Below are 6,302 nucleotides of genomic sequence, written 5' to 3'. Positions count from 1 at the left end.
TGCCCTTTTCTCTGAAAAATCCTTCCGTGTAAAAGGGGTTGTAAAAGGTATTAAGAATCTATACATAGCCAGTCAATGGATTATGGCACCTGGTGGGTTACCTGTTGCTGTAACTTCTGGAAAATTTGCGATACAGAGAATACTAAAGAAAGAGAAAAGAGATTATATGAATATTTAACATTTCAGTAATCCATTTCATTCGGATTGATTTTATCGAAAAATCCATAATAGTACGAATATGCATTGATTAATTTGTAATATAATGTTATATTAAATGCATCATATTATAGGGGAGGTATATCATGAAGAAACGAATTATTACTAGTTTATTGGTATTGTTACTTGTTGTAACGGCTATTATACCAAACACCACTGCACAAGCTGCTGTAAGCATTAGCAAGTCAAGTTTAACTACATACGAGGGTGATAAAACACAGCTAAAAATCACTGGAACAAGCAAAAAAGTAAAATGGACAAGCAGTAAATCAAGTATTGCAAGTGTTGATTCTACCGGAAAAGTAACTGCAAAGAAGAAAGGAACTGCTACGATTACAGCTACTGTTAGTAGTAAGAAATACACTTGCAAGGTTACGGTTAAGAGTGCTACTAGGACAATCAAAATACCCACAGAAATTTATGATACTGATATTATGTTTTGGGGATTACTTGGCGATGCTAAGATTATAAAAACTTCAACTTCTGGTGAATATACACTTTTAAAAATCAACGCAAAATCTCTTGATAAGCAAATCAAGATTCTAAAGAAAGACATTGATGACGAGATTGAAGAATTAGTATCCACTAGCATTGTATCCTCAGTTAAGTACAACAAAAGCTTAACAACTATAGATATCCACCTATCAAAAAATTATTCGGATGATGATTATTCCAGCCTACTCGGACTGTGTGTATTCCTTTCATATATTCAAGTATATCAAGGTGTTGAATACGAGAAAGCCGATGTCTATGTGACTATTTATGATGAGAATAATATAATTCAATCACAAGATTATTCCTCTGAACTTCTTGACGCATATTATTAAAATACCCCAAAACCAAGGTGCTTGCATTTCATTTGCTTGCACCTTGGTTTTTATTATCGTATCATTTCTCCGCTAGCTATTTTCTTTATGTTCATTGATTAATTTATAATATAATGTTATATTGTATACATATTATTACAAGGATATTTTTTATCCTCTTAATAAATCGTATACATTTACTTATCGTAACTATTTCTTTACTATAACATAACTGAACATATAAGGGGGCATATTATGCTGAATAATCTTCAAAATCTTAGAGTAATACACCTAATGTCTTTGGAACAAATTGTTTGTGAATTCGATTTCAAAAACTATACAGCAACGATCCATAATAATCACTTAATGCCACCTACTCTATACTTTAACGAAAACACAAACGATATTGATGATTTAATCGAGAATGGCTCTTCGATAATCCAATGGTTAGCTACCAGAGTACTTCCCCTTGACCGAACCTATGCCAAAGAGATTCTAAACACACTTGGCTTCTCTCAAAATCAAAGTGATAAAACAAAAGCTTCCATTTCATTAACCTACAGAGCGTTATCCTTACAAGATACTTATTGGATTAAAGAATCTGATGAATCGGTATCGTGGAGTGACATCAATCTATTCACAAATCCCCTTAGTAATGTTCTCACACCAGTTGCATTACTAGGAAAAAGCATTACCCTAACCAATCACATGATAACTTCTCCCGACCTGTCAACACAGGGGACATATGCCAAAGCTTGGGTACGTGAGGGTGATGACCTCTATTTGTATAAAGGCGACTCCACATCTGACCGTTCCATAGAATGCGAAGTACTCACGAGTAATATTCTTGACTGCTTTGATATCCCTCATATCACGTATGAAAAGACATTCTACGAAAACAAACTTGTGTGCAAATGCAAATGTATGACAAACGAACAGTATAGCATTGTTGATGCGGAAAGTTTTATGATTTGGTGTGAGAATCATGACAAGGACTTTTATCATGAAATCCTACGTATCGATTCCTTCGGCTATTATTCTATGAATATAATTGACTACCTCATTGGCAATTCAGACCGACATCTATCTAATTGGGGATTATATCGTGATAACTACAATGGAAGTTTCACAAAACTACATCCTCTTTTTGATCACAACAGAGCCTTCGATCGTTCTGCTCTTGCGAATGAAGATGGTGGAAATTGTTTACCAGAATCCTTACACCAAAAATGTTCCCAAAAAGATGCTGCTCTTTCTGCTATGAAACACATAACTCTTACGCAAACAAAACCTATTATGCGTGAACTCTTTTTTGAGTCGGATTTATATGATATCTTTATGCATAGAGCTAATGATGTTCTTCATCTGAATATTCAATAAAAACAAGCGTAGTTGACAAGTTTTCATTTGCAACTACGCTTTTATTTTATTCCGTCTCTATATACTTCCAACCTCTTCGATCTTCTAAACCAAGCAAACTACCAAGCTCAGAATAGTCATTTACTTCAACAATAACTGGTTCAAGCATTGCCTCTTCCTTCTCTTGGAATACATCATAGTCTTCATATAAAACATCATACGCATCTGCACCATATTTTTTATATGAGAACCAAGCAGTTATATTACATAATTTGCTCACATCTTTTTCTGCCTCAACAATAGGCGTATCTATGAAATCTCCTGTAAAACCTAACGCCACAAGGGAATCTGCAATGTCGTCTTCCTCTCCATCTACAAAAGATGACCCATATAAGAACAACTCATCATTTTCTTTCTGCAGTTTCCCATCGGAATAAGAAAATGCATCGAATCTCCATAGTATTCCATCTGAAAACCATGCAGAATAGGACGACGTTTCTATACAGATTAACTTCTTCGTTCCCGAATTCTTAATGAACACATCACATTCTCCGCCAGTACCCTCAGTCATATTCCTATTATGAATATCATTGATAAGCTGACACGTTGCCGACTCCACATAGCCATTCCCATTCTTTTCAATTATTGTAGCATATAAGCTCTTGAGTTGTTTGCCTTCACTCTCTGCATCTCTTACTTCGATAACTAGCATTTCATCTGTTCCATCATTATCAAAATCATCAATAGAAGCACTTATAATGCCTTGTTCAATCGGATATGGGTCGGTTGTCCATATATAACCGTCACCTTCTTCATCTTTCTCTTTTGATAATGGGTTTTCGAAAGCACCACATTCCGTTATTTTCTTATCTTTTAAATAGTCCTCTAGTTTTTTATCACTTCCACATCCTTGTAGAAAAAGTAGTGATGCAAGCAAAACGATGCTTAGCTTTAATGTTTTCATTTCAACAAATCCCCCTCTAAAACAATTTTTAATTACTCTTTAAACGCATTCGCCATTCATAAACCGCCAGTATTACACACCCAACCGCATAGCACAGAATGTCTTTTATATCGAATACCGAACCAATTAGTGTTCGTAAAAAACGATTATTCTCAACACCTAAGATATCCACGATGTTAATATACTGCAAGCATTCCACTCCTGTTGCGAACAAGAATACGTATAATGGCAACCATTTGCATCTATCAGGTATCGCAATTCTTACGGCTGCATAAACCACAATGACAACAAGCATATCTCCAACATATGGCCTTACAAATGCATCATGAACATATAAAGCTATCAGCACTTCGATCATTAATAATACGATAAATGCTATCGCATAGAAAATTCTTTTATTTCTTTTATTTTTAAAATTCATACTATCTCCCCCTTACCAATCTCTCATTAATCCCATTGTGAAGGGAATTTCTGTTTCTCCATAAATGGGAAATTTTTATTGTACTCCTCTACTTCCTCTTTCGGAAGGTGTTCAAATACCTCTGCTTCATAGAATTTTCCTTTTATATCTTTAAAACCATTTTCTATCAATTCAATTCCCATAAATGCATCAAAATTCTTTCCATCAGGTGTTGTAATATTATAGTTATCACAAGTTTTGAATCCAATTCTAGGATAATAATCAGGCTCGCCGAATATAACAATTCCTTTATATCCTCTATCGGTAGCTATTTTCATAGATTCTCTTAACAACAGTTCTCCAACACCAGTTCCCTGCCACTCTGGGTCAACGCATAACGGCCCAAATGTTAAGATATCGTGAGCCGTTTCTCCATCAACAATCTTTGATTTCGAATACATAATGCAACCAATAACTTTTCCATCTTTAACAGCAATTCTGCTTAGTTCAGGTAAATAATCCTTAGACCCACGAAGTTTATATACAAGATAATGCTCGTCACATCCAAGATGATGTTTATTCCAAAAAGCACGCATTGTCATAAGCTCTGTTTCATAAAAATCAGCTTCTGTCTCTTCTCTTATAACAATATCCTCTTTATTTACTCGTGCTTTCCGTTCTGGAAACCAGCCGAATTCGAGTCGTACTTCTTTTCTATCAAGGTCATTGTTTTTATAACAGCATGTATCCATACCAATAAGATTAAAGCCTTCATGCATATAGAAATCAATTGCATTTACATTACAAGATTGTGTTTCAAGAATAATAGCTCTTCGTCTCTCTTGTCTTGCCTGCTCTTTTGCAAGTTCTATTAATGCATGTCCAATTCCCTTCTTTTGGTACTCCTTATCCACCCACAATTCCGTAATTCTAAGACGGTTTGACCATAGTTCCTGGTCTGTTTCAATCGCTGCAACAAGCTTTTCATTCTCCAGAACTCCCCATGCAAAAGCATGTTCCCAGTGTTCCTCATATAATTTATCTGGAAAATCATATTCCGCAGGATAGTGTGTTACTGGCGCTGAAAAATCCTTCTTTTTGATATTGACTTTATATCCGTCACTTTCTTTCTCAACACATACATCATAGTACTGATTTGTTGTGTACTCTATTGGTATAATCGTATCCTTCCACTGCTCTTTTGGCAGGTGAACGATTTTATATGTATTCTTTGTTTTCATGCACTTCTCCTTTTCAATCTATCTCATTGTATATAAACCACCAATGACAAGCAAAATCCCACACACTAACATTTCATCATTCGTTTCATTTTAAAAAATAGAATTTCCACAATTAATATCAAGGCAACCTGTCTGCTGTTTTTGTGCCTGTGCAACTTCGACTATAAGTGTTTCAAATTCAGTCACTTTATCTGGCTTTACCTGAAATAATTTTACTTCTGAAAAGCTATTGCTCATTTTTCTGTACCTCCATATTTATCTAATAGCTACAATTATACTACATTTATCTCTACTTTTGAAGAATTCTATTTTCCATATCCCCAAAACCATATATAATAATATATGCATGAAACAAACTATATGCAAGACAAGGAGCTTCTAAAATGAAACTTAGAGATAACTATACATGCCCCCTAGAATTGGTGCATGATATTATAAAAGGAAAATGGAAGACAATTATTATCTTTCAACTACGCAACGGAAAATGTTCCTTTTCTGAATTGCAACACGGAATTAAAGGGATTACTCAAAAAATGTTATTGGAACAGTTAAAGGAATTAAGAGAATTTGGTCTTGTTGATAAAAAATCATATGACGGATATCCTCTAAAAGTAGAATATTTTTTAACTACAAGAGGTGAGAAGATGTTGACAGCAATCAAGATTATGCAAGAAATCGGTATTGAATATATGATTGAACATGGTATGAGCGAATTATTAAATAGCAACAAAACCAATTCCGAACAGTAGATATGCACGAAAAAGTAAGTAGTTTACAATGCTGTAAATATTCTTTATGATGAACATGAAAAATCAATCAACGAAAGGAATTGAATAACATGAGAGAAGCATTATTGATTATTGATGTTCAAAATGACTACTTTACTGGAGGAAAATGTGAATTATATCAACCCGAACAAACGCTTGAGAGCATAGGTAACACATTAACATACTTTAGAGAAAACAACTATCCTGTGTTTTTTATTCAACATATTTCCCCAAGCAATGCAACGTTTTTCATCCCAAACACAGAAGGGGTAGAGATACACAAAAAGATTACACCGTTAGAATCTGAGCAAGTAATTATAAAACATACGCCAAATAGTTTTTTTGATACGGAATTGCAACATGAATTACAAAAACTATCTATTACTAACTTAGTGGTTTGTGGGATGATGACGCATATGTGTGTGGATACAACAGTTCGTGCCGCTAGATACATGGGATATCAAGTCACATTACTATCTGACACCTGTACTACTAAGGATTTAGAATGGAATGGAAGCAAAATTCCAGCCAATATTGTTCAAGATGTTT

At 34.4% G+C, this 6,302-nt stretch carries 8 protein-coding genes; 4 read left to right on the top strand and 4 right to left on the bottom strand.

Annotation, left to right across the window (positions count from 1 at the left end):
• Positions 1 to 302: 302 nt before the first annotated feature.
• Both RMR19_RS09690 and RMR19_RS09685 read left to right on the top strand, forming a co-directional pair.
• Complete coding sequence (locus RMR19_RS09690; protein WP_310603294.1) at positions 303 to 1,043, top strand: Ig-like domain-containing protein; 741 nt, start codon at positions 303 to 305, stop codon at positions 1,041 to 1,043.
• 234 nt (positions 1,044 to 1,277) lie between these two features.
• Positions 1,278 to 2,402, top strand: coding sequence for a HipA family kinase (locus RMR19_RS09685; protein WP_310603293.1), 1,125 nt, complete (start codon positions 1,278 to 1,280; stop codon positions 2,400 to 2,402).
• A 46-nt stretch (positions 2,403 to 2,448) separates the two neighbouring features.
• On the opposite strand, the gene RMR19_RS09680 is transcribed toward RMR19_RS09685, so the two are convergent.
• From RMR19_RS09680 to RMR19_RS09665, 4 genes are all read right to left on the bottom strand, one after another.
• Entirely contained in the window at positions 2,449 to 3,345 is an 897-nt protein-coding gene (locus RMR19_RS09680) for a hypothetical protein (protein WP_310603292.1), read from the bottom strand.
• Positions 3,346 to 3,373: 28 nt separating this feature from the next.
• A complete protein-coding gene (locus tag RMR19_RS09675; protein WP_310603291.1) occupies positions 3,374 to 3,766 on the bottom strand; it encodes a ribosomal maturation YjgA family protein in 393 nt (130 codons plus the stop codon).
• 26 nt (positions 3,767 to 3,792) lie between these two features.
• Positions 3,793 to 4,986 (bottom strand): GNAT family N-acetyltransferase, encoded by a 1,194-nt coding sequence (locus tag RMR19_RS09670; RefSeq protein ID WP_310603290.1) that lies wholly within the window; start codon positions 4,984 to 4,986, stop codon positions 3,793 to 3,795.
• Between the two features lie 90 nt (positions 4,987 to 5,076).
• Positions 5,077 to 5,223 carry a hypothetical protein gene (locus tag RMR19_RS09665; protein ID WP_310603289.1) on the bottom strand — a complete coding sequence of 49 codons (147 nt, stop codon included), beginning with the start codon at positions 5,221 to 5,223 and terminating at the stop codon, positions 5,077 to 5,079.
• 146 nt (positions 5,224 to 5,369) lie between these two features.
• On the opposite strand from RMR19_RS09665, the gene RMR19_RS09660 reads away from it, so the two are divergent.
• Together RMR19_RS09660 and RMR19_RS09655 are read left to right on the top strand one after the other, a co-directional pair.
• Complete coding sequence (locus RMR19_RS09660) at positions 5,370 to 5,735, top strand: winged helix-turn-helix transcriptional regulator (protein WP_310603288.1); 366 nt, start codon at positions 5,370 to 5,372, stop codon at positions 5,733 to 5,735.
• 89 nt (positions 5,736 to 5,824) lie between these two features.
• Positions 5,825 to 6,302 (top strand): cysteine hydrolase family protein (locus RMR19_RS09655; RefSeq protein ID WP_310603287.1); only part of this gene is annotated, 478 nt, incomplete at its 3' end.

The sequence above is a fragment of the Anaerosporobacter sp. genome, assembly GCF_031551385.1.
Taxonomy (GTDB): domain Bacteria; phylum Bacillota; class Clostridia; order Lachnospirales; family Lachnospiraceae; genus Anaerosporobacter.
This window is presented reverse-complemented; position numbering and strand designations above follow the sequence as displayed.

Bases quoted from the DNA above. Each gene is read 5' to 3' on its own strand.
- RMR19_RS09680 (WP_310603292.1), bottom strand. From the start codon at position 3,345: ATGAAAACATTAAAGCTAAGCATCGTTTTGCTTGCATCACTACTTTTT.
- RMR19_RS09675 (WP_310603291.1), bottom strand. From the start codon at position 3,766: ATGAATTTTAAAAATAAAAGAAATAAAAGAATTTTCTATGCGATAGCA.
- RMR19_RS09690 (WP_310603294.1), top strand. From the start codon at position 303: ATGAAGAAACGAATTATTACTAGTTTATTGGTATTGTTACTTGTTGTA.
- RMR19_RS09665 (WP_310603289.1), bottom strand. From the start codon at position 5,223: ATGAGCAATAGCTTTTCAGAAGTAAAATTATTTCAGGTAAAGCCAGAT.
- RMR19_RS09670 (WP_310603290.1), bottom strand. From the start codon at position 4,986: ATGAAAACAAAGAATACATATAAAATCGTTCACCTGCCAAAAGAGCAG.
- RMR19_RS09685 (WP_310603293.1), top strand. From the start codon at position 1,278: ATGCTGAATAATCTTCAAAATCTTAGAGTAATACACCTAATGTCTTTG.
- RMR19_RS09660 (WP_310603288.1), top strand. From the start codon at position 5,370: ATGAAACTTAGAGATAACTATACATGCCCCCTAGAATTGGTGCATGAT.